This is a genomic window from Pseudorhodoplanes sp., assembly GCA_032027085.1.
Lineage (GTDB): Bacteria > Pseudomonadota > Alphaproteobacteria > Rhizobiales > Xanthobacteraceae > Pseudorhodoplanes.
Genome location: JAVSMS010000001.1, coordinates 2,333,158 through 2,351,802, shown reverse-complemented (window position 1 = coordinate 2,351,802; position 18,645 = coordinate 2,333,158). Strand labels below are relative to the sequence as shown.

At 61.7% G+C, this 18,645-nt stretch carries 17 protein-coding genes; 8 read left to right on the top strand and 9 right to left on the bottom strand.

Going from position 1 to position 18,645, the window contains the following annotated elements; translation table 11 throughout:
* Positions 1–67 precede the first annotated feature (67 nt).
* From RO009_11375 to RO009_11345, 7 genes are all read left to right on the top strand, one after another.
* Complete coding sequence (locus RO009_11375) at positions 68–1,309, top strand: ABC transporter substrate-binding protein (protein ID MDT3685630.1); 1,242 nt, start codon at positions 68–70, stop codon at positions 1,307–1,309.
* A 178-nt stretch (positions 1,310–1,487) separates the two neighbouring features.
* The gene (locus tag RO009_11370) at positions 1,488–2,348 is read left to right on the top strand and encodes a branched-chain amino acid ABC transporter permease (GenBank protein ID MDT3685629.1); all 861 of its coding nucleotides are present in this window, start codon (positions 1,488–1,490) and stop codon (positions 2,346–2,348) included.
* Positions 2,345–3,340, top strand: a complete 996-nt coding sequence (locus RO009_11365; GenBank protein MDT3685628.1) for a branched-chain amino acid ABC transporter permease — start codon at positions 2,345–2,347, stop codon at positions 3,338–3,340. The genes RO009_11370 and RO009_11365 overlap by 4 nt, the downstream gene beginning before the upstream one ends.
* The gene (locus tag RO009_11360; GenBank protein ID MDT3685627.1) at positions 3,337–4,074 is read left to right on the top strand and encodes an ABC transporter ATP-binding protein; all 738 of its coding nucleotides are present in this window, start codon (positions 3,337–3,339) and stop codon (positions 4,072–4,074) included. The genes RO009_11365 and RO009_11360 overlap by 4 nt, the downstream gene beginning before the upstream one ends.
* Positions 4,064–4,783: an ABC transporter ATP-binding protein gene (locus tag RO009_11355; protein MDT3685626.1), complete on the top strand. Its 720-nt coding sequence runs from the start codon at positions 4,064–4,066 to the stop codon at positions 4,781–4,783. Before RO009_11360 ends, RO009_11355 begins: the two co-directional genes overlap by 11 nt.
* A 22-nt stretch (positions 4,784–4,805) precedes the next feature.
* Positions 4,806–5,873, top strand: a complete 1,068-nt coding sequence (locus RO009_11350) for an amidohydrolase family protein (protein MDT3685625.1) — start codon at positions 4,806–4,808, stop codon at positions 5,871–5,873.
* Positions 5,873–6,385, top strand: a complete 513-nt coding sequence (locus tag RO009_11345) for a flavin reductase (GenBank protein ID MDT3685624.1) — start codon at positions 5,873–5,875, stop codon at positions 6,383–6,385. Before RO009_11350 ends, RO009_11345 begins: the two co-directional genes overlap by 1 nt.
* Positions 6,386–6,518: 133 nt before the next feature.
* Here the strand turns inward: RO009_11345 and RO009_11340 are convergent, their stop codons facing one another.
* The 9 genes from RO009_11340 to RO009_11300 all read right to left on the bottom strand — a co-directional run bounded on the left by RO009_11340 (position 6,519) and on the right by RO009_11300 (position 17,724).
* The gene (locus tag RO009_11340; GenBank protein ID MDT3685623.1) at positions 6,519–8,411 is read right to left on the bottom strand and encodes a thiamine pyrophosphate-dependent enzyme; all 1,893 of its coding nucleotides are present in this window, start codon (positions 8,409–8,411) and stop codon (positions 6,519–6,521) included.
* A gap of 79 nt (positions 8,412–8,490) precedes the next feature.
* On the bottom strand, positions 8,491–9,477 hold the full coding sequence (locus RO009_11335) for a tripartite tricarboxylate transporter substrate-binding protein (GenBank protein ID MDT3685622.1): 987 nt from the start codon (positions 9,475–9,477) through the stop codon (positions 8,491–8,493).
* Positions 9,478–9,552: 75 nt separating this feature from the next.
* On the bottom strand, positions 9,553–10,422 hold the full coding sequence (locus RO009_11330) for an MBL fold metallo-hydrolase (protein ID MDT3685621.1): 870 nt from the start codon (positions 10,420–10,422) through the stop codon (positions 9,553–9,555).
* 3 nt (positions 10,423–10,425) lie between these two features.
* Entirely contained in the window at positions 10,426–11,535 is a 1,110-nt protein-coding gene (locus tag RO009_11325) for a molybdopterin cofactor-binding domain-containing protein (GenBank protein MDT3685620.1), read from the bottom strand.
* Positions 11,536–11,644: 109 nt separating this feature from the next.
* Positions 11,645–13,528 carry a molybdopterin cofactor-binding domain-containing protein gene (locus tag RO009_11320; protein MDT3685619.1) on the bottom strand — a complete coding sequence of 628 codons (1,884 nt, stop codon included), beginning with the start codon at positions 13,526–13,528 and terminating at the stop codon, positions 11,645–11,647.
* Positions 13,521–14,441 carry an FAD binding domain-containing protein gene (locus RO009_11315; protein MDT3685618.1) on the bottom strand — a complete coding sequence of 307 codons (921 nt, stop codon included), beginning with the start codon at positions 14,439–14,441 and terminating at the stop codon, positions 13,521–13,523. The genes RO009_11320 and RO009_11315 overlap by 8 nt, the downstream gene beginning before the upstream one ends.
* 131 nt (positions 14,442–14,572) lie before the next feature.
* Positions 14,573–15,739, bottom strand: a complete 1,167-nt coding sequence (locus tag RO009_11310) for a zinc-binding dehydrogenase (protein MDT3685617.1) — start codon at positions 15,737–15,739, stop codon at positions 14,573–14,575.
* Between the two features lie 37 nt (positions 15,740–15,776).
* On the bottom strand, positions 15,777–16,655 hold the full coding sequence (locus tag RO009_11305) for an IclR family transcriptional regulator (protein ID MDT3685616.1): 879 nt from the start codon (positions 16,653–16,655) through the stop codon (positions 15,777–15,779).
* A gap of 145 nt (positions 16,656–16,800) precedes the next feature.
* The gene (locus RO009_11300) at positions 16,801–17,724 is read right to left on the bottom strand and encodes a TRAP transporter substrate-binding protein (protein ID MDT3685615.1); all 924 of its coding nucleotides are present in this window, start codon (positions 17,722–17,724) and stop codon (positions 16,801–16,803) included.
* Between the two features lie 65 nt (positions 17,725–17,789).
* Here RO009_11300 and RO009_11295 point away from each other — a divergent pair, with 65 nt between their 5' ends.
* On the top strand, positions 17,790–18,632 hold the full coding sequence (locus tag RO009_11295) for a shikimate dehydrogenase (protein ID MDT3685614.1): 843 nt from the start codon (positions 17,790–17,792) through the stop codon (positions 18,630–18,632).
* Positions 18,633–18,645: the final 13 nt, after the last annotated feature.

Sequence of the window (18,645 nt, the reverse complement as noted above, 5' to 3'; positions counted from 1 at the left end):
TGCGAAGGAAAGAGGAAGTCACAACAAATAGGCCCGCCACAAGCGGAGCAAATGATGGGAGGACGCAATGGTTGTCAAACGCAGGACTATTCTCAAGGGAATGCTCGGCACCACCGCCCTGATTGCAGCACCGGCCGTGCTCCGCGCACAAGCCGCGCCGTTCAAGATCGGTCTGCTCACGGTGAAGACCGGTCCGCTGGCGCAAGGCGGCATACAGATGGAACAGGGGATCGCCACTTTCCTCAAGGAGAAGAACAACACGCTGTCCGGCCGCAAGGTCGAATTGCTGGTCGCCGACACCGGCGGCAATCCGGCCGGCGCCAAGACCAAGGCGCAGGAAGTGGTCGAGCGCGATAACGTCAACGTCATTCTCGGGCCGCTCGCGGCTTTTGAACTGCTCGCCATCACCGACTATGTCCGCGACAAGCAGACGCCGCTGATCAGTCTCGCTGCTGCGGAGGACGTGACGCAGCGGAAGGCCAATCCCTTCGTCATCCGCCCGTCGGCGACGTCCGCACAGACGTGCCACGCCATGGGCGACTACGCGGCAAAGGATTTGAAGTTCAAACGTGCCGCCACGATCTCGGAGGACTTCGCCTTCGGCTACGAGCAGATGGCGGGCTTCCAGCGCGTGTTCGAGGACAATGGCGGCAAGGTGGTAAAAAAGCTCTGGCCGCCCTTGGTGACGCCGGATTACACGCCCTACATTGCCCAGCTCGGCAATGTCGATTGTGTGTTCAATGGTTTCGCCGGCTCAAACCCGGTGAAGTTCATGCGCGCCTATGCCGATCTCGGCGTGAAGACGAAAATACCGCTCCTGGCCGGTTGGACCGCAATGGACGACGCGTTGTTGCGCAGCCTTGGCGATGAAGCCGTTGGCGTCCTGTCCGCTGCCTGGTATTCGGCCGATTTCGAATCGGAAAGCAACAAGCGGTTCGTAGCCGGCATGCAGAAGGACTACAACGTACTTCCGGGCGGCTATTCGGCCGGCATGTATATCGCAGGTCAATGCGTCGAAGCCGCGATCGCAAAACTCGGCGACAAGGTCAATGACCGCAAGGCGCTGGCGGACGAGCTGCACAGTGTTTCGTTGACCGACACACCGCGCGGCCCCGTCAAGTTCGACAAATACGGAAATGTCGTCGGAGATGTCTTCATCCGCAAATGCGAAAGGAAGGGCGGCAAACTCGTCAACACTGTCATCAAGCGCTATCCGAATGTCGGGCAGTTCTGGACCTATGACGAGAAGGCATTTCTCGCCGCGCCGGTTTATGCGCGCGACCAACCGCCGGCGAAGAATTTGGAGTGAGCTGACGCACAAGGCGCGTGCGGAAAGTGACAACGGAGAAGGGACGAATGGCCGTCATCCTGAGGTGCGAGGCAGAAAGGCTGCCGAGCTCGAAAGATGGCGGCCCGCCGTCTGCATCGAGGCTCGCCGGACTACGTCCGGCTCGCGCCTCAGGATGACGGCGGGAGGAACACAGTAGATGAACCTCTGGCTGACCCTCGCCGTGAACAGCATCGCCCTTGGCGGCCTATTGTTTCTGCTATCTGCCGGGTTCTCCCTCATTTTCGGATTGATGCGGATTCCGAATCTGATGCACGGCTCCTTCTTCATGCTTGGAGCCTATTTCGGGGTTACGTTCCTGAGCCGGGGCATGAATTTCTGGCTGGCGGCGCTGCTCAGCGGCGCAGCCATGGCCGTGATTGGCGGTGTGATCGAACGCTTCCTGCTGCGGCGGCTGGAGGGCCAGGTGTTGCCGCAGGTGCTGCTGACGCTCGGCTTTGCCTTCATCATCGGCGACATCTCCCTGATGGTATGGACCGGAGATCCCTGGCAGCCGGCGACGCCTGCGCACTTGCAGGGGGCGTTGCAGGTCGCCGGCCTGTTCTTCCCCATCTTCCGTCTGGTGATGGTCGGCGTCGCGGTCGTCATCGCCATTGCACTCTGGCTGATGGTCGACTGGACACGGCTCGGCGCCATGATCCGCGCCGGCGTGGATGACGCACCGATTGCGCGGGTCGTCGGCATCAAGGTCTCGCAACTCTTCACGCTTGTCTTCGCGCTGGGCGCCGCGCTCGCCGCTTTTGCGGGCGTGATTGGCGCGCCCTATCTCTCGGTCTATCCGGGCCTCGATTTCGAGATGCTGCCGCTGGCATTGATCGTCGTCATTCTCGGCGGCAGCGGCAGCCTGCTCGGCGCATTGGTCGGCTCTTTCCTGATCGGCTTTCTCTATAACTTCGGCCAGGCGATGTTCCCCGACCTCGCCTATGTCATTCTGTTCCTGCCGATGCTGCTGGTACTGGTATTGCGGCCGCAGGGCCTGTTCGGCCGGGTGGTTTCATGACCGCCCGGAACTATCGCTTTGCGATGATCACCCTCACCCTCGCGCTGCTGGTCACATTGCCGGCCTGGGTCGGAAATCCCTATTACGTGAATATCGCGAGCCAGATTCTGTTCTGGGCGATCTGCGCGCTCTCGCTCAACGTGCTGGTCGGTTATGCCGGTTTGGTGTCGCTCGGCCATGCCGGTCTGTTTGCGATGGCGGGCTACGCGGCGGGCCTTATGCTCGCGGCCGGACATGGACATGCGCTCGCGATTCTGATGGCTCTGATCGTGACACTCGCCTCCACGGCCGTGTTTGCCGTACTGGCTTTGCGCGCGACCGGCATCGGCTTCCTGATGATCACGCTAGCGATCGGGCAGATCATCTGGGGCATCGCCTATCGCTGGGCCAGCCTGACCAACGGCGACAATGGCATCAATGTCTCGACCCGGCCTGCCCCCTTCGGTCTCAGCCTCGCCAGCGCCGACGGCTTCTACTACGCGACGCTCGTCGTATTCCTCGCGACGGTCGCGACGATGATTGTCTTTGTGCGCTCGCCCTTCGGTGCAAGCCTGCGCGGCACCCGGGACCAGGAACGGCGCATGAATATGCTTGGCTACAATGTTTGGCTGATCCGCTTTCTCGCGATCCTCTTTTCCGGATTATGGACCGGCATCGCCGGGTTGCTCTTCGTCTATTACAATCAGTTCATCAGTCCGCAGGTGGCGGCGTTGCAGACCTCCGCCGAAATCCTGCTGATGGTGATTTCCGGCGGCACCGGCACTTTGCTCGGACCAGTAGTCGGCGCCGGCATCGTGGTCATCATGAAGAATGTGGTCAGCGCCTATATCGAGCGCTGGAACCTCGTGCTCGGTGTGATCTTCGTCGTCATCATCACCTTCATGCCGGAAGGGCTCGTGCCGGGCACGGCGCGGCTGTGGCGGTATGGCTGGCACCGGCTGAAATCCCGCAGGCTTGCCGTGAGGGAAAAAGCGGAAAGCGCTGCGTCATGACCGCGCTGCACGTCGACAGGCTGTGCAAATCCTTCGGCGGTCTGCGCGTGACCTCCAATGTGAACCTGTCAGTCGAGCCCGGCGAGCGACGGCTGATCATCGGCCCAAATGGCGCCGGCAAGACGACCTTGTTCAATCTCATCACCGGCGAAATCACCCCCGACAGCGGCTCCATCCGCCTGTTCGATCAGGACATCACCCGCCTCCCCAGCCGCCGGCGGCCGCACATGGGCATGGCGCGCACCTACCAGATCATCACCCTGTTCGCGCGCGATACCATCCTTCGCAATGTGACGCTGGCGCTGCTGGGTCTCTCGCCGCTGCGCTGGAGTCCCTTCATCGATCTCGAGCGCCGCAGCGATCTCGTCGCGCAAGCCCGCGAGGCGCTCACTCATGTCGGGCTGGAGAATATCGCCAGCCGCCCGCTGGCAGAAACGTCCTACGGCGAACGGCGGCGGGTGGAAATCGCGATGGCCCTGGCACAGAAGCCGAAAGTGTTGCTGCTCGACGAGCCCTATGCCGGCCTCTCGATCGACGAGCGGCGCGACGTGCAGAAGCTGCTGGCCCGCATCCCGCGCGACGTGTCCGTCGTCATGATAGAGCACAACATGGACGTGGCGCTCGATTTTGCCGACAAAATCACCGTGCTGCATTTCGGCGAGGTCATCGTCGAGGGCACGCGGGCCGAAGTGGTCAATGATCCGCGCACCAAGGAGATCTACCTTGGCCACTGACGCGCTCCGGCTGAGCAACGTTCACGCCTTCTATGGCGACAGCCATGTGCTGCAGAACGTGTCGTTTGCTCTGCCGGAGGGCCATCTGCTGGGCCTGCTCGGCCGCAACGGTGCCGGCAAATCGACTTGCATGAATGTGACCGTCGGGCTCCTGACAGCGCGGCGCGGCTCAGTTTCGATCTTCGGCCAGAATGTCACGGCCCTGCCGCCCGAGCAGATCGCCGCCTGCGGCGTCGCTTTGGTGCCACAGGGACGGCGTATCTTCAGAAGCCTGACCGTGCGCGAAAACCTGGCAGTGGCCGCACGCAAGGCTGGCAACGGCCGTCAGAACGCGTGGACTGTGGACACCGTCTTCGAGATGTTTCCACGCCTGCGCGAGCGCAAGAACCAGGTTGCCGCCCATCTTTCGGGCGGAGAACAGCAGATGCTGGCGATCGGACGCGCCCTGATGAACAACCCGCGCGTCCTGTTGATGGACGAGCCGTCTGAGGGGCTGGCGCCGCAGATCGTCCTCGAAGTCATGTCGACCATCCGTAAATTAAAGGCCAGCGGACTATCGATTGTGCTGGTGGAGCAGAGTCCTCAGCTTGTTTTCGACATTGCGGATGACATCCTCGTTCTCAACAGCGGCGAAGTTGCGTTCGGCGGCGCGGCGCGCGATATCAGATCCGACGACCCGCGCGTCACGCAATATCTGGGTGTTTTCTGACGGTGAAAGACCGGAAAGTTCTATGACAGGCGTATGGAATAAGTACGAGCCAACCGCCGCCCGCAAGCATGGCAAGCCGGGCCGCGCCGTGCGACCGGCAAGCACGACCATCGATATGCATTCGCATATCGCGATTCCGCAGGCCGGCGCCTTCGTCCAGCAATACGCCAGATTTCTAAGTCCCGGGTTGCATGAGTTTCAATCGCCCGAGACGGCGGCGGTCAACGCCAAGCAGGATGGCGATCTGAAGACCCGCCTTGTCAATTTCGACGAGCGCCTGAAGGACCTCGACGCCATGGGCATCGACATGCAGGTGATCAAGCCGCCGCCCGGGCAATGCTACTACACCCTGCCGACGGACGCTGCGGTGAAGGCCGCGCAGATCGTCAATGATGGCGTGGCGGAATTTGTCGGCCGCAAGCCGGACAGGCTGATCGGCCTCGGCACGGTGCCGCTGAATGACGGCGCGGAGGCGGCGAAGGAACTGGAGCGCGTGATCAAGACGCTCGGCTTCAGGGGCGTGCAGATTTTGACCAACGTCGCGGGGAAGGAAATTTCCGACCCGGCTTACGCGCCGTTCTGGACGAAAGCCGAAGAACTGAACGCGCTTGTTGTCATCCATCCCAATGGCTTCACGCAGGGCGAGCGCTTCAAGCGCTTCTACTTCAACAATGTGATCGGCAATCCGCTCGAAACCACCCTCGCCTTGCACAACCTCATTTTCGATGGCGTGCTGGAGCGCCATCCGAATTTGAAGATTCTTGCCGTGCATGGCGGCGGCTATCTCGGTGCCTATTGGGGTCGAATCGATCATGTCTGGGGCGCGCGTTCAGACGCGCACAGTGTGCCGAAGCAACCGACCGACTATCTGAGGAAAATATATTTCGACACAGTCGTCTTCTCGCACAAGCAGTTGACCACCCTTGTCGAAACCTGGGGCATCGATCATGTGGTCATGGGCACGGATTATCCCTTCGACATGGCCGATTACGATCCGGTCGGACATGTCGCTTCGATCGACACGTTCGACGCCTCGACCATCGCGGCAATCGCAGGCGGCAACGCCAAGGAACTTCTGGGACTGGCCTGATGAACCACCCCGCACAAACGCCAGCAATCGAACTGGCGGACTCGCAGATTTTCCGCGAGGCAATGAGCCGTCTCGGCGCCGCCGTTCACATTGTTACGACCGACGGAAAGTCCGGCAAGGCGGGGTTTACGGCAACGGCCGTTGCCTCGGTGTCGGATGCACCGTCGACCCTGCTGGTCTGCCTCAATCGCAAAAGCCAGATCACACCTTTGATGCTGGAAAACGGCAGCTTCTGCGTCAATACACTGGCGGCGAGCGAAGAAACGATTGCAGATGTTTTCGCGGGCCGCACCGGCATCTTTATGGCCGAGCGCTTCAAGACCGGCAACTGGGACACGATCAAGACCGGTTCGCCGGCGCTGAAATCGGCCATCGCAACCTTCGACTGCCGCGTGCTGGAAGCGAAGGAGGTCGGCTCACATTTCGTCTATTTCGGCTCGGTCGTGGCAGTGCGCCTCGGACCGGCGGCGAAGGCGCTGGTCTATCACGATCGAGCGTATAAGCATGTGTAGCATGTGTCCCTCACACTGAGGTGCACGGCGAGGCGTGCCTCGAACTGTGGCGGCGGCCAAGGTATCGTTCAGAAGTCATCCTTCGAGGCTCGCTTCGTTCGCGCTTCAGGATGACGGATAAAGGCTTGGCTGCTCAAATATCCTGCTCGATCCACTCGCGCTGGACGTCGTCGCACCAGTTGCCGACATTCCATTGCCCCCAGGCGCCGAGACCGCCAAGTTCATTATCGCCGCAATAAACGGGCACGTGGATGACGGACAGGCCATCGTGCCTGTATGCTTCGCGTAAGGCGGAGCGCAGTTCGTCCGCACTGAAGCCACCATGCAGCGCCTTCACGCCGCTGATGGCGCCGGCAAGCTTCACATAGTCGACCGAAACGTGGTCATTGGTGCGGAAATCCTGTCCATACTGAGCCATCTGCAGCCCGGTGATCGCGGCCATGCGGCGATTGTCGAAAATCACGATCATGCCGCGCACGCCATGCTCGACGCCGTCGATCAGGATCTGCGGGTTCATCATGAAGGAACCATCGCCGGTGAAGACGATACCATAACGCGGCTTGTCGGCGATGGCGGAGGCCAGCAGCGCACTCGATGCAAAACCCATGTAAGACGCGCCGGTCTCGGTGAAAGTGTCGCCGGTGCGGTCATCCTCCACCGCCTGGAAACCGTTTGCCTGGACGTCACCGGCATCAAAGAATTTCGCCGCATCGATTTCCTTTGCGAAATCCAACACGACCTTGATCGCCGCCGGCTGGCCGAGTGCCGGCCTTTTACAGACCGGATCTTCGAACGGCTTCGCATCGTAGCGGGCCTGCTTGAACGCGGCCCACTCCGCCTTCTTGGTACCACAAGCTTTCAGCCACTCAGCCTTATTCGACGCAGCGGACAGCACTTCCAGCTTCGCCGCAAGACGCTCGGCCACGGCACCGATATCGCCCGGCAACACCGTCGTGTTGTTGTAGTGGGTGATGTCTGCAAAATCGCCGTTGATATTGATGACATACTTAGCCGATTTGTAGCCGATGCCTGAGCAATCGGCCTGACACACCGCACGCGAGCCGATGACAACGACCAGATCGGCATTGTTCATCGCAAAATTGCCGCTGATCGAGCCTTTCGAGCCGCCGACATGCATGTTCTGTGGATGCGCGTCCGGCAGCACGCCCGTGCAACCCGGCGACAACGCCACCGCCGCGCCGGCCGCTTCCGCGAGCCTGCGGATCGCCGCATCATGGCCGCGCGTGCCGCCGCCCGCCTTGATCGTGACCCGGGTCGCGGATGCGATCAGCCTCGCTGCTTCGTCTAACTCCGCATCGCCGACAGGCGCGAGTTTCGGCAAATCCGGCTTTTCGGGAAGCGCCGCCAGGTTGACCTGCACCCGCGCCGGCTGTGTGTTCAGCGGCAGCAGCAGATAGAATGGTCCAGCCCGATAGGGATGATTGACCTGGAGCGAGCCGCGCCGCAGTGCATCGCGCAACGCTTCCGGCGTATGCAACACATAGGAGCCGCCCATCAGCGCGGTGATGCGGCCGAAGAGGCCCTGCTCCTGCTTCGGCACCTGCTGCATGTTGTAGCCTTCACCGAAGGTCGTCTCGTCGCCATAAATGTGATAGACGCCGACGCCATTCGAGGCCGCGGCCAGCGAGCCGGCAAAAGCCTGCAACGCGCCCGGCCCGATCGAGGTGACGACAGCGGGGATTTCTCCGTATTGCCACCGCAAAGCGGTCGCGGCATGCGCCATCTCGACCTCGTTACGGCAGTTGAAGGTGCGGGTGACGCCTTCCTCTTCGTAGATGCGCAATATGTCGCCAAGATCGGTCGAGCCGTGGCCGAAAATCGCGAAATACTTGCGCACGCCCTGCTTGAGCAGGCCGAGCACCAGCGCTTCCGACAGGGTGGTCTCGACAAGTTTGGGCAGCTTACCGTTCGAGACCGCGGCCACAAGCCCCCCGGACTTCTGAATTGCAGACGCGCGCGCACGGATCAGTTGCCGCTTCTCGTCCTCGGGGGTCTTGGTCAACATGGCTTGGATCTCTTTCAGTCTGTTTCGTGACGGGAGCCGGCATCGCCGCCGGCTCCCGTTTGCACTCGCGTGCCGATGGCTATTTCGCCGTTTTTGCAGACGCTTCCTTCAGAATCGGATTCCAACGCTCGCGTTCGGCATTGACCATTTTCTGGAAAGCCGCCGGCGTGCGTTCCGCCTTTTTCGGAACGGTGCCGCCGAGGCTCTGCAAGCGCTTCTGCACATCCGGATCGTCCAGCGCCTTGTCCAGCGCAGCCGCCAGCTTGTCGATGATCGGCTGCGGCGTCCCCGCTGGCGCGAAGATGCCGGACCAGATGCTGATATCGTATTTGATGCCGGCTTCCTTGGCGGTCGGCACATTCTTGATCGCTTCAAGACGGTCGCTCGCAGAGACGACGAACGCCTTCACGCTGCCGCCATTGACCTGCGACGCCACGCTGACCACCTGTTCGCAGATGAAATCGACATGGCCGCCCATCAGGTCGTTCATCGCAGGCCCGGTGCCGCGGTAGGCGACCAGCGCAGGCTTGGTGCCGGCCGCCTGATTGAACATCAGGCACGCCATATGCGAGGACGAGCCGATGCCGCCATGCGCCTGCCTCACCTTGTCGCCATTGGCCTTCACGTAGGCGATAAATTCCTTGAGATTGTTCGCCGGGAATTCTTTCTTGGCGACGATTGCGGCGGGCGCATGCGCGGTGATGCCGACGGCCACGAAATCCTTGGCAGGATTGTATTTCAGATTGGGCATCAGCACCGGCGCTGCAACGTGCGAGCCCATGCTGCCGGCGAGCAGCGTGTAACCATCCGGCGCCGCAGAGGCAACGCGGCCGCTGCCCAGCGTTCCGCCGGCGCCTCCGACATTCTCGATCACCATCGTCTGCCCAAGAGTCCGGCCCATGTGTTCGGCAATAATACGGGCGACAACATCGCTTGGACCACCGGCCGCAAACGGCACGACCACCGTAATATTCTTGTTCGGATAATCCTGCGCCGAGGCGCTGAGCGGCGCCAGGGCCAATGCGGCGGCGCACAGCAGGCCCACCATTCTGATTGCAACTTTCATTCTCGTACCTCCCTTTTTCTCATGGACTCTTGATCGCCGTCTCTGCCGGACGCTTTTTGCATCGCCCTTCTTCATTCATTGAAGCTCGCTGCCAAGGACGCCTTCGTGCGTCAAGCGGCTGAACAATTCGTCGTCGTGCGTCACCAGTATTGTGACGTTCTTCTCAGTTGCACCGATCCTGTTCAGCCAGCGCAACTGGCCCTGGATTGCCGGGACGTCTTCCTTCACCCAGGGTGCGGCCTTGCCTTTCATCTGCAGGATATTGTCGACGTTCCAGGCCGCATCAACCGAATGCAGAAATTCTTGCCCCGATTGCAGGCGAACATAGACCATCTGCATGTCGGGGCTGTGGCCGGCGGCCTTGATCAGGACCAGTCCCGGCGCGACGGGATAATAACAATCATAATCCAGCGCGATGAATTGCCGCGCTTTCTCGGCGGACAGCTTGAGATGCGGACGATGCGGCGTGTCCATCATCAGCCGTATCGTGTCCGTCGTCGCGATGGTTTTAAAGGCAAGCTCCGCAAAATTTGGCGCCTGCAGAACGCCGGCGACGTGGTCTGCGTGATAATGCGTTAACAAAATCAGCCGCGCTGCATTGAGCGCCCGCTGCAGTTTTGCAAACTCGCCCGTATAGAACGGTTCGCCTTCGCCAAAGGAATCGTGGGTGCTCTTGTCCATGCCGGCATCCAGCATCACCGTGCCGTCCGGATAAACAAGTTGGAAGGCCGTGCGCGGCATGGTCACCGGCGTTTCATCGCCGCCGGCGATGACGAACTTGCGCGGCCGGATGCTGGCGGCAAATCGCACGCCGTTGATCGCAACCGGCAACGCGCCGGGAATAACGGCGGACAGCCGGCGAATGACCGCAAGATCGGCCCTGAACGGCGTTTCCGCCGTCGCCGCGCTCAAATCATCCGATGGCCTGGTCTCAAGCATCGCCATGACTCACTCGGCCGCCTGCGCCGCAGCGCGGCGCTCACTCTCGACGCGCTCCCGGGCTTTGAGCGCCATCAGTACTTTTTCTGGTGTCGCCGGCAGCTCGGTGATGCGGACGCCGACCGCGTCATATATTGCATTCATGATCGCCGGGATGGTCGGTACCATGGCTGGCTCGCCGATCCCTTTCACGCCAAGCGGCCCGATGGGGTCAGGATCCTCGACGATCACCGAGGTGATATGCGGCACGTCGAGCGAGGTCGGCAGGATGTATTTGGCAAGACCAGGCGTCGACGTGACACCCTTGTCGAGCTTGTAATCCTCCATCAGGCCCTGCCCGAGCGCCTGCACAATGCCGCCCTCAATCTGGCCCTCGACACCTTTGGGATTGACGGCGCGGCCCACGTCATGGGCGGCCCAGATGCCGAGCACCTGCACTTCACCGGTGATGGTATCCACCTCCACTTCCGCGACCTGGCAGCCAAAAACATAGGCTTGCCAGGGACGACCTGCGCCGTCGACCGGATGCAGACCCGTGGTATCGGTGCCGAAGGAGGCGGAGCCGAGCGGCACGACGCCGCGGCTCTTGGCGAAATGCACCGCCCGGTCCATCGTCATCTTGTGGTTGGTGCCTTCCGCCCAGATTTCGCCGGAGGCGGCTTCGATCGTGTCCGGCGCGACGCCCCATTCGTCGGCCAGCACCTGCGCCAGTTTGCCAAAAGCTTCGCGCGAGGCGAGCGCTACCACGTTGCCGATCATGTAAGTCTGCCGCGTCGCGCCGGCGTGCGCGGCCTCTGGCGAACGTGCGGTGTCGTTGTCGCCGATGGTGACGTCTTCCGGCCGCACGCCGAGCTCTTCCGCCGCAATTTGCGCCAGCACGGTGAGAATGCCTTCACCGATTTCGGTGACGCCGGTGACAACCTTTGCCGTCCCGCCGTCGTCGATCTCGACCCAGGCGCCGGCGCGATCGACCGTCGCCGTGCGGGCGATGCCGTACCAGCAGCCTGCCACGCCGCGTCCGCGTTTCCTGGCCATTAGATGACCCCTTTCCTTCTCCCCGGGTGTGGGGAGAAGGCGGCGAACGGCGACGCTGCGAGCCGGATGAGGGGGCGCTTCGATTGCTTGAGACAGCCCCTCAACCGCCCGCCCTCGCTAACGCTCCGCCGGGCGATCTCTCCCCGCAAGCGGAAAGAGGTGAAAAAGGAATACATGCCGCAAGCGTTCATCATCATTCCGCCGCCTCAAGCTTGTCGTTCGTCTCAAACCGCGCGCCCAGGCTGCAGGGTGACCGCACGCCTTCGCCGACGCGGGCGAAATCCGTCCGGCTGTCACCGCGCGAGACCGGCGCACCCTTTTCCCAGTTGCTCGCTTTCTCCGCGGCGTCGAGCACACGCAGATAGCTCACCGACTTGAGCTGTTGCCGGGTGTGCGTCTGCGCGCCGTCGCGCATCGCATTGATGCGGCGAATCTCGAACGGATCGAGACCGAGACGCTCGGCGCAGATATCGAGATGCGATTCGGTCGCGAACTGGGTCTGCAGCGCGCCGAAGGAGCGGAACGCACCGGATGGCGTGTTGTTGGTGTAGATGCCCCAGGTATCGACCTGCAGGTTCGGAATATTGTAAGGACCGGCGCCGAGGATCGCGGCCTTGCGCATCACGCCTTCGGTCGAGAGACCATAAGCGCCGCCGTCGCAGATCATCTTCAGCGACACGGCCTTGATGCGTCCGTCGCGGGTCAGGCCCATGCGCAGCGTAGTGCGGGAGGGATGTCGCTTGGCAGTTGAGATCATCGATTCCTCGCGCGTGAAAACAAGCCGCACCGGCCGCCGCGTTTTCACCGCCATCAGGGCCAGCATGCCCTGGTAGATCATGTCTTCCTTGCCGCCGAAGCCGCCGCCCACAGGCGACATGATGAAGCGGACCTTGTTGATCGGCCTGGCGATGATCTTCGCCAGCATGTGGCGGTGATGCGTGATGTTCTGACTCGGCGAAATCACTGTCATCACGCCGTCAGGATCGACATAGGCGAGGCCCGCTTCCGGCTCGAGATAGGCGTGTTCGATGGCTTGCGTGGCATAGGTCTGTTCCACGACGAGATCGGACTCGGCGAAGCCCTGTTCGATATCACCCTTGCGAATCGGAATGTGCTTGGTGACGTTGTCGGATGCATAATCGTGAATGACCGGCGCACCCGGCTGCATCGCACTCTCGGCATCGAACACGGCCGGCAGCGGCTTGTAGACCACCTTGATCTTCGACAGCGCCCGCTTCGCAGTAACAACGTCTTCCGCCGCGACCGCCGCAACCGCTTCGCCGACATACCGTACCTTGCCGCGCGCCATCACCGGCTGGTCATGGACAAACACACCGAAGCCGTCTTCGCCAGGCACATCGGCACAGGTGATGACACCCTCGACGCCTTCCATCGCTTCCGCTTCAGACGTGTCGATCGATTCGATCAGCGCATGCGGATGCGGCGAGCGCAACACCTGCAGATGCAGCATGCCCGGCATCACCATGTCGCCGGCATATTTCAGCGCGCCCGACACCTTGCTCGGCGCATCCAGGCGACGCACATTGGCGCCGATATATTTGCCTTCATCCACCTGATCCTCGGCCAAAGCAGACATCGGCAGCGTGCCGTTCTGCACATCGCGCGCGAGCTCCACCGCATCGAAAATCTTCTGGTAACCGGTGCAGCGGCAGATGTTGCCGCCGAGCCGTTCCTTTATCTCCTCGCGGTCGGCGAAAGGATTGGCGCGCATCGCGGCGGTGGCCGCCATCACCATGCCGGGAATGCAATAGCCGCATTGGCTGGCCCCGCTCTTGTGAAACGCCTTCTGCAGGATCGACAATTCACCGGTCTTGGCCAGCGCTTCGACCGTCTCCACCGTCCTGCCCTGCGCCTTGGCGACCGGAACAATGCAGGACTTGTAGAGAACGCCGTCGATGAAGACCGAGCAAGTGCCGCACTCGCCGGCCCCGCAACCCTCCTTGGCTCCGGTGAGATTGAGATCGTCACGCAGGAAATCCAGCAACCGCTGATGCGGCTTCGCCGGCTTGCTGACTTTGCGGCCGTTGACGGTGGCGTCGATTCGGATCTCAGGCATAGCTCGCCTCCAGTTCAGACGTCAGCGAGGTCACATCACCGCCGGCGCGCCGCACCGCATTGATCAATCCACGCATCACAAAGCCGCGCACAACTTCACGCCGGTATTCCTGCCGTGTGCGCGATTGTACGAGCATCACCGGCATCTCGGCGGCCTGCTCGAGGCGGACTTCCTCGATCGAGCCCGACAGAAGGAATTTCTCGACGTCCGACAATCGCTGCGGCACGGGGCCGATGCCGCCGATGGCGAGCCGCACATCCTCGAAACGGCGGCCGGCGGCATCGAGCTTTACCAAGGCGGCAAGGCAGACCGTGGAGATCACCAACGAGCGGCGATGGCCGACCTTTTCAAAACTGCCGCCATAGTCCGGCAACGACTCGCATTCGATCGCGACAAGAATCTCATCCTCAGCCAGCGCCGTTCGGCTGGGCCCGGTGATGAATTGATCGAGCGGGACGCGATGCGTCGTGATCTTGCCGTTGCGGCGCGCAGCCAATTCAACCTCCGCCCTGTGCGCAATGAGCGGCGGGATGCCGTCGCCGGCGGGCGACGCATTGACGATATTGCCGCCGATGGTCGCCGATTCCCGCAATTGGTCATCGGCAAACCACACGGCGCAACGCGGCATGCAGGGGAGCGCGCAGGCAAGCTGCGGATCATCGAGGAAACGCTGGATTTTGGTCGCTGCGCCAAAGCGCGCCTGCTTGTCGCCGATCTTCTTTTCCTTCAGTTCCGGAATATTCGAGATGTCGATCAGAACAGAAATCTCGACATCGCCCGCCCGGCCTTCCCGCGCCCACGGATAAATGTCGGTTGCTCCGGCGACGAGCTTGAAACGTCCGCGATAGGCCTCCATCACGGAGAAGGCTTCGTCGAGCGTGTTCGGCGTCATGTAGTCGTCGCAGAGCAACATCAGCAACTTGCTCCAACAATGCCCGTCACCCTGAGATGGGAAGCGGACCCGAACGGTGGCGGCCTGAAAGTCTTAGTCCGTTATCCTTCGAGGGCCGCCTTCGGCGGACGCCTCGGGATGACGGTCTCAGCTCACTCCGCTGCGACCTTGTGCGCGGACGAAAGCCTGTTTTTCACCACCACCTTGATCGCATCCTCCACGCGGTCCTTGGCGTAGCGGATCGCGGTCGGCAGATCCTCCAGCGGGAAGGTGTGGGTATGAATCTTGGTGGCGTCGAAACGCTTCTGACTCATGAAGGCTTCGGCGCGATGCGTGGCGCTCTTGCCTTCACCGCGAATGCCGTAGACATAGATGTTGTTGCGCACGATATGCGCGATATCGACCGGCGCTTCGCCATGCGGAAACGCCGCGAGGCACACCTTGCCGCCGCGATTGACCATCTTCAGCGCTTCATTGACGGCATTCGGCGCCGCCGAGCATTCGACCACGTAGTCGACGCCCTTGCCGCCATTGAGCTTCTTCACCGCTTCGACAACGTCCGGCTCCTTGCGGATATTGACGACGTAGTCGGCGCCAAGCTCCTTACCGATCTGCAAGCGATTGTCGCGCGTGCCGGTGAGGATCACCGGCTGCGCACCAAGCGCCTTCGCGACGGCAACGCCGAGCAGGCCGATCGGACCGGGGCCGGTCACCACGACGCTCTCACCTGCTACCAGACCGCCGAGTTCGGTCAGGCCGTACATCGCGGTACCGGCGGTGACGACGAGCGTCGCCTCCTCGTCCGACATGTTGTCGGGGATCGCGACCAGCGTGTTGATGTTGTTGACCTGATATTCGCAAAAGCCACCGTCGGTCGTGAAGCCGTTGGCGCGGTGGCCCTTGTTCAGCTCGCCGTAATTCATGCCGTAGTTGTGGCAGGAGGTGTACATGCCCTCGCGGCAGCGTTTGCACTGGCCGCAGCCGGCATGGATTTCCACTGTCACGCGCTGACCGATCCTGTATTCGTCAACGCCCGGTCCAAGCGCCACCACCGTGCCCATATATTCGTGGCCCGGTGTGAAGTTCTTGTTGTGTGGCATGCCGCCTTCGATCATGGCGGGCGGGCCGTGATAGATGATCTCGAGGTCAGTCGCGCAGATGGCCACCGCGTCGATGCGCACCAGCACTTCGGCGCGCGACGGAACCGGGACCTTCTTGTCCTTCAGCGTCAACTCGCCGGGATTTCCGAGAACCCAGGCTTTCATCATGTCGGGGATCGGAAAATCCTTGCTGGTTTTCACTCCGGGCGGCGCATACATGCCCATTCCTCCTGTTATTCTATTTGTATGTTTGTGATTAGCTGGCGACGGCTTTTGGCTTCAGCGAAGAGGCGTGCGTCTGCGAACCGGGCTCGCCCAGTTCCGCATTCAGGGCGCTGACGGCGGCGATAATCTCGTTGCGCACCAGCGCGACATGCTCTTCGGTGGCGCGCATGGCCGGCATCGAGGCGCTGATCGCGCCGACCACGGCGCCGGCGTGATCGCGGATCGCCGACCCGATGCAGATGACGCCCGGCTGGAATTCCTCACGATCCATCGCGTAGCCGTTGCGGCGGACATGTCGCAATTCTTCAATGAATGCAGCGAAATCCGTGATCGTGTTTTCCGTGAACCGCTTCATCTTCTGATCGGCGAGGATGCGGCGGATATGATCCTCGGTCAGCCAGGCAAGCATTGCCTTGCCCGTCGCGGTCGCATGCGGTGCATCCGACCGGCCGAGCGCGCCGGTCTCCACCCGCACGGCGTGGCGCGAATCGCGCTTCACCAAGGTGACGATGTTGTCGCTCTGCAGCACGGCAAGATGCACCGTTTCGCCAGTCACCGCATTGATGCGATCGATATGGTGCTGCGCACGGCGGGGAAGATCGACCTGACGCAGACAGGCCTGGCCGAGATAAAGCACGCGCGCGCCGAGCGCATAGGAACGCCGGCCCGGCACCTTTGCGACATAACCCCAGTTCACCAGCGTGGAGAGCAGGTGGTGGCAGGTCGAGACGTTGAGCGAGGTGCGGCGCGAGAGCTCGGTGAGCGCAGCTTCACCCCCGGCCTCGGCCAGGGCTTCGAGCAGAGCCAGCGCCCGGTCGACGGACTGGATGCTGTTGCGCGCAGCCGGCTTCAGGCGTTCCGGCTGGGCAAGCACAATCGGTTCATTGCTGGCGGGAATTGCATCAGCCACGGCGTTTTTCCTTCGATTTTTATGTCGCACAGGAAAAAACGAGCCGACCTGCGAGTCAAGATTTTTTCGACATTGTAAAGTTTATTTTCATTACATGAAATTTCCAAAAGCAGCGAGTGTGAGCCAAGTTGAATTCGCAGCAAGATCAACTCGATACGAACCGCAGGGCGTCCTGCGCATAGACATTGCGCGCTTCCGCCAGGAGCGGCTGGACCGCCGTGACGAATTGCGCATGCTCGGCCGCGCTCAGCTCCACGACTTCGCAACCCTGCGCCCTGATCGCGGCCAGCGCCTCTTCCTCCTCGCCGATCGCAAGCTTCCGCTGAAACAAAACGGCATCCTTCACCGCGTGCTGCATCGCTCTCCGCAACGCGTCAGGCCATCCGTCATAGGACGTGCGGTGCAGGAAAATGGGCCGCGACACGTAGAAATGCCCAGTCAGCGTATGGAAGCGGTGATATTTGTGCGCGCCATAGGTGACCGTGTTGGCGAGCGGATTTTCCTGCGCGTCGATGGTGCCGGCGAAGATCGCCTGCAGCGCTTCGGTCAGATCCCAGCGTAACGGCTTCGCACCCATGAGTTCGAAAGTCCGCGCCTGCACCTTGCTCGGCAGCACGCGTATGGTCATGCCAGTCATATCGGCCGGCGTGTGGATCGGCTTCACCTTGTTCGACACATGCCGGAAACCGTTCTCGAACCAGCCGAGAATGCGATAGCCGACGCGCTCCTCGATCTTCCGCGCCAGGAACGCGCCCATCTCGCCGTCGATGGCGGCGCGCGCCTTTGTCTTGTCGGAGAACAGGAACGGCAGATCGGCAATGCCGAGCTCCGGCACGCGGTCGGTCAGATAGCTGGACGATTGATAGCCAAGACTGAGAATGCCGCTTTCAACCAGCCAGAGAATATCCTCCGACCGGTAACCGAAATCCATGATGTTCCAGACATATTTGATGTCGACGCTGTCGCCGAATTCGGATTCCAGCCGGCCGCCGATGAATTTCAGCGCCTTGCTGAAGCAGGTGGTGGCCGGGCCGTAACCACCCATGCGGATTTGTATCTTCGCCGCCATTCACGTCTTCCTTTCGCACCGGATTTCACCTAATCGAAAGCCATACACGCTAGAAGTCACACTGCATGAACGAGACGCACCCTTTCAAGCTGGCGGGAGTCATGGGCTGGCCGGTGGCGCATTCGCGTTCGCCGAAGCTGCATGGCTTCTGGCTCGCGCATTACGGCATCGCCGGGACCTATGTGCCGCTGCCGGTCGCCCCCGGTCGCGTTGCCGACGCGCTGAAAGGATTGTCTGCGCTCGGATTTTCCGGCTGCAACGTCACCATTCCGCACAAGCTTGAGGTGATGAAGCTGGTGGACAATGTCGACCCGCTGGCGCAACGCATTGGAGCTGTGAACACAGTCGTTGTGGAAAAGGACGGCAAGCTCTCGGGCTTCAATACCGATGGCTATGGCTTTGTCGAAAGCGTGCGCGACGTCCGCAAGGACTGGAAGGCGAATGCAGGACCGGTTGTCGTCCTTGGCGCCGGCGGGGGTGCTCGCGCGATCGTGGTGACGCTGATTGCCGAAGGGGCGAAGGAGATCAGGCTGCTGAACCGCACCCGCGAGCGCGCCGAAGAACTCGCGTCAGCGGCAGGCTCAAATGTGCGCGTGCTCGCGTGGGACAAGCGCGCCGAGGCCCTCGATGGCGCGGCGCTGCTGGTCAACACGACCAGTCAGGGCATGGTCGGCCAGCCGCCGCTCGACATTGCGCTCGACGCGCTGCCGACAACGGCCCTGGTCAGCGATATCGTCTACAATCCGCTGGTCACGCCGCTGCTCGCGTCAGCAAAAGCGCGCGGTAACACCGTTGTCGACGGCCTCGGCATGCTGCTGCATCAGGCGCGCCCGGCCTTTCGCGCCTTCTATGGCGTCATGCCGGAAGTGACGGCGGAGCTGCGGAAAGAGATCGAGGATACTTTATAGCCATATCCAATCT

What these genes read in the sequence shown, in the direction of transcription:
- RO009_11375 (MDT3685630.1), top strand. Translation starts at nt 68, where the DNA reads ATGGTTGTCAAACGCAGGACTATTCTCAAGGGAATGCTCGGCACCACC.
- RO009_11370 (MDT3685629.1), top strand. Translation starts at nt 1,488, where the DNA reads ATGAACCTCTGGCTGACCCTCGCCGTGAACAGCATCGCCCTTGGCGGC.
- RO009_11365 (MDT3685628.1), top strand. Translation starts at nt 2,345, where the DNA reads ATGACCGCCCGGAACTATCGCTTTGCGATGATCACCCTCACCCTCGCG.
- RO009_11360 (MDT3685627.1), top strand. Translation starts at nt 3,337, where the DNA reads ATGACCGCGCTGCACGTCGACAGGCTGTGCAAATCCTTCGGCGGTCTG.
- RO009_11350 (MDT3685625.1), top strand. Translation starts at nt 4,806, where the DNA reads ATGACAGGCGTATGGAATAAGTACGAGCCAACCGCCGCCCGCAAGCAT.
- RO009_11345 (MDT3685624.1), top strand. Translation starts at nt 5,873, where the DNA reads ATGAACCACCCCGCACAAACGCCAGCAATCGAACTGGCGGACTCGCAG.
- RO009_11340 (MDT3685623.1), bottom strand. Translation starts at nt 8,411, where the DNA reads ATGTTGACCAAGACCCCCGAGGACGAGAAGCGGCAACTGATCCGTGCG.
- RO009_11335 (MDT3685622.1), bottom strand. Translation starts at nt 9,477, where the DNA reads ATGAAAGTTGCAATCAGAATGGTGGGCCTGCTGTGCGCCGCCGCATTG.
- RO009_11330 (MDT3685621.1), bottom strand. Translation starts at nt 10,422, where the DNA reads ATGGCGATGCTTGAGACCAGGCCATCGGATGATTTGAGCGCGGCGACG.
- RO009_11320 (MDT3685619.1), bottom strand. Translation starts at nt 13,528, where the DNA reads ATGCCTGAGATCCGAATCGACGCCACCGTCAACGGCCGCAAAGTCAGC.
- RO009_11315 (MDT3685618.1), bottom strand. Translation starts at nt 14,441, where the DNA reads ATGTTGCTCTGCGACGACTACATGACGCCGAACACGCTCGACGAAGCC.
- RO009_11310 (MDT3685617.1), bottom strand. Translation starts at nt 15,739, where the DNA reads ATGTATGCGCCGCCCGGAGTGAAAACCAGCAAGGATTTTCCGATCCCC.
- RO009_11300 (MDT3685615.1), bottom strand. Translation starts at nt 17,724, where the DNA reads ATGGCGGCGAAGATACAAATCCGCATGGGTGGTTACGGCCCGGCCACC.
- RO009_11295 (MDT3685614.1), top strand. Translation starts at nt 17,790, where the DNA reads ATGAACGAGACGCACCCTTTCAAGCTGGCGGGAGTCATGGGCTGGCCG.